Source organism: Actinoplanes sp. NPDC051633 (genome assembly GCF_040681735.1).
Classification (GTDB): domain Bacteria; phylum Actinomycetota; class Actinomycetes; order Mycobacteriales; family Micromonosporaceae; genus Actinoplanes.
The window spans coordinates 1-3,068 of sequence record NZ_JBFAZH010000944.1; the positions used below are offsets into that span (position 1 = coordinate 1).

Below are 3,068 nucleotides of genomic sequence, written 5' to 3' on the forward strand. Positions count from 1 at the left end.
GAAGTTGTACCACTCCTCCTCCCGCTCCCAGCGGCGCGGCAGCGGCCGGCTGGTCGGGGCCTACTTCCGCGACCACCCGGGCGCGGTCAACCCCCAGTTCCAGGTCGCCACGGTGAAGGTCCTCGGCCGCGACACCGCCGCCACCCGGCCGCTGCCGCGCCGCTGGGAGCGGGAGGAGGAGTGGTACAACTTCCGCACCAACCCGCGGCACACGGTGCGGGTCCTCACCGAGGTCGACGAGCGGACCTACGACCCGCGGGGCTACAGCGTCCCCGGCGGCTCGCCCGGGATGGGCCGGCACCACCCGATCTCCTGGTGCCAGCCGTTCGACGGTGGCCGCGCGTTCTACACCGCGATGGGACACAAGGCCGAGTACTACTCCGAACCGCTGCTGCTGGCCCACCTCCTCGGCGGGATCCGGATGGCGGCGGGCGTGGCGCCGTTCCACTGCGGCCGGGAGAACTGACCCGATCAGGCGGCGTGCCCGCGACGGGGGAACGCCCGAGATGACCTGACGTGCCGCGTCAGGCATGACAGCCTGGACGTATGCGTACCTCTCGCCTGATTTTCACCGCCTCTGCGGTGATCGGTACGGTTCTCGCCGCATCCGGCACCGCCGCGCCCGTCCGCGCCGATGACGGCTACCGAGCGTCGATCCGGATCATCGACGCCGCCACGGCGAACGCGATGATCGGGGTGTCCTGGCGTCGGGGCTGCCCGGTGCGCATCTCGGACCTGCGCCGGGTGGAGCTGACGCACTGGGGATTCGACCGGGTCCGGCACCGGGGTGAGCTGATCGTCCACAAAGATGTGGCGCGCAGGGTGGTGACCGTATTCCACACCCTGTACTCGGTGCGCTTCCCGATCCGGAAGATGCACCGCGTGGACCGCTTCCGTGCCGACGACAACGCGTCGATGGCCGCGGACAACACCTCGGCCTTCAACTGCCGGCCGATCACCGGCTCGACGAGGGGTTTCTCGGTGCACTCGTACGGCCGGGCGATCGACGTCAACCCCTTGGAGAATCCGTACGTCAAGGGCAGGACCGTGCTGCCGCCGGCCGGCCGGGCGTACACGAACCGCGCGATCGTCAGCCCGAGCATGATCAAGCACGGCGACCGGGTCTGGAAAGCGTTCACCACGCACGGCTTCACGTGGGGCGGGGACTGGAAGTCACTCAAGGACTACCAGCACTTCGAGGTCCCTCTCTGACGGTCACACCGGATCACACCGGATCACACCCGGGCCCCGGCGGGTTGCGGGGCGGCGTCGAGCGGCAGGTCGCGCATCCGGCGGATCGGGGTCGACAGGTAGATGATCGGCGACAGCACGGTGAGCGCCCCGAAGATCAGCAGGGTGGTACGGGCGCCGAGCGGTCCGGCCAGGGCGCCGGCCAGCAGGCCGCCGATCGGGATGGCGCCCCAGGACACGAACTTCACCGTGGCGATCACCCGCGACAGCAGGTCCGGCGGGCTGGCGAGCATCCGGTACGTGCGGGTGGTCACGCTGAGCACCACCGTGGAGCCGGCGAAGACCAGGTTTCCGGCGGCGAAGGCGAGGTATGCGGCGACGCCCGTACCCAGCGGGATGACGAGCGCGCCCGCCACGCCGACGAAGGCCGCGACGATCAGCCCGCGTGCGGTGCCCACCCGATCGGTGAACCGGGTGGTCAGCGCGGCGCCGATCAGGGTGCCGAGGCCGTCGGCGGCGAGCAGGAGCCCGACCATCACCGGCGACGCGTGCAGCTCGCGTACCAGGTAGAACGGGAAGAGCGCGAGCATCGCGCCGCAGACGAAGTTCGTCACGGTGGCGTCCCACATGGCCGGCCCGATGATCGGGTGCCGGAGCACGTAGTGCCAGCCCTCGCGGATCATCGTGACCATCGACGGCCGGTCGGCCGGTGGCTGCACCCGCCGGGCCGGGAGCGTGCGCAGCAGCACGGCGGAGACCAGGTAGCTGACCGCGTCCACGAACAGCGTCGGCACGGCACCCACCAGCTGCACCGCGAGGCCGCCCAGGGACGGCCCGCCCAGCTGGGTGGCGGCATGGGTGCCCGAGTTGAGGCTGTTGCGCGCCTGCAGCTGCGCGGGGGGCACGATCTCCGGCAGGAAGGTCTGGTTCGCCACGTCGAACAGCACGTCGGCGAAGCTCACGACCAGGGCGACAGCGATCAGCTGGGCCACCGTCAGGGCGTCGAACCACCAGGTCAGGGGGACGGAGGCGATCGCGAGGGCGCGGATCAGATCCAGCGCGACCTGCATGCCGCGCAGCGGCAGCCGCCGCACGATCACCCCCGACGGCAAACTGATCAGCAGGTACGCGAGATAGCCGGCCGCCGTGATCAGGCCCATCTCGAAGGCTGACGCGTCCAGCACGGTCAGCGCGGTCAGCGGCAGCGCCACCCCGCCGACCGCCGAGCCGAGGTGACTGGTCGTGCCGGCGACCCACCAACGCCAGAACGCAGTAAGTTTCATAGTGGAACTGACTATAGTGGTGGGGGTGAGAAGAGTCGACCTCGCCGATGCGGATTGCGGCATCGCACAATCTCTCGGCGTGCTGTCCGACTGGTGGACGTTCCTGCTCGTCCGCGACATCGCCGGCGGCGTGACCCGCTTCGACGGGCTGCAACGCGGGCTGGGGATGAGCCGCCGCGCCCTCACCGAGCGTCTCGCCGCGCTCGTCGAGCACGGCGTGCTGTACCGCCGGCGGTACACGGACCGCCCGCCGCGCTACGACTACCTGCTCACCGCCAAGGGCGAGGGGCTGCTGCCGGCGCTGATCGCGCTGCAGGAGTGGGGCGACCGGTACGTGCTCGGCGACGGCTCGCTCACCGCCACCGCGGCGGCCGGGTCGGCGGAAGCCCGCCGGGTGCACGCCCTCGTCGGACGCCGGCTGCCGGAGCTGACCCTGGTACGCCATGACGGCGTGCCGGTGCCGCCCGCGGAGCCGGACGCCTGGACCGTGCTCTACTGCTTCCCCGGCGCGTTCATGCCCGAGGTGCAAGGCCTTCCGCCGTACTGGGCGGACATCCCCGGCGCTCCCGGCTGCACCCTCGAGTCCAGCACGTA

The 3,068-nt window shown here is 71.0% G+C and carries 4 protein-coding genes; 3 read left to right on the forward strand and 1 reads right to left on the reverse strand.

Annotation, left to right across the window (positions count from 1 at the left end; all coding sequences use genetic code 11):
* Positions 1 to 466 (forward strand): ThuA domain-containing protein (locus AB0M20_RS34885; protein ID WP_364304682.1); only part of this gene is annotated, 466 nt, incomplete at its 5' end.
* A 116-nt stretch (positions 467 to 582) separates the two neighbouring features.
* A complete protein-coding gene (locus AB0M20_RS34890; protein ID WP_364304684.1) occupies positions 583 to 1,212 on the forward strand; it encodes a M15 family metallopeptidase in 630 nt (209 codons plus the stop codon).
* Positions 1,213 to 1,235: 23 nt separating this feature from the next.
* Here AB0M20_RS34890 and AB0M20_RS34895 read toward each other — a convergent pair whose 3' ends face one another.
* The gene (locus AB0M20_RS34895; RefSeq protein ID WP_364304687.1) at positions 1,236 to 2,474 is read right to left on the reverse strand and encodes an MFS transporter; all 1,239 of its coding nucleotides are present in this window, start codon (positions 2,472 to 2,474) and stop codon (positions 1,236 to 1,238) included.
* A 25-nt stretch (positions 2,475 to 2,499) separates the two neighbouring features.
* Between AB0M20_RS34895 and AB0M20_RS34900 the strand changes: the two genes are divergently transcribed.
* On the forward strand, positions 2,500 to 3,068 hold a 569-nt coding region (locus tag AB0M20_RS34900; RefSeq protein WP_364304689.1), incomplete at its 3' end, for a helix-turn-helix domain-containing protein.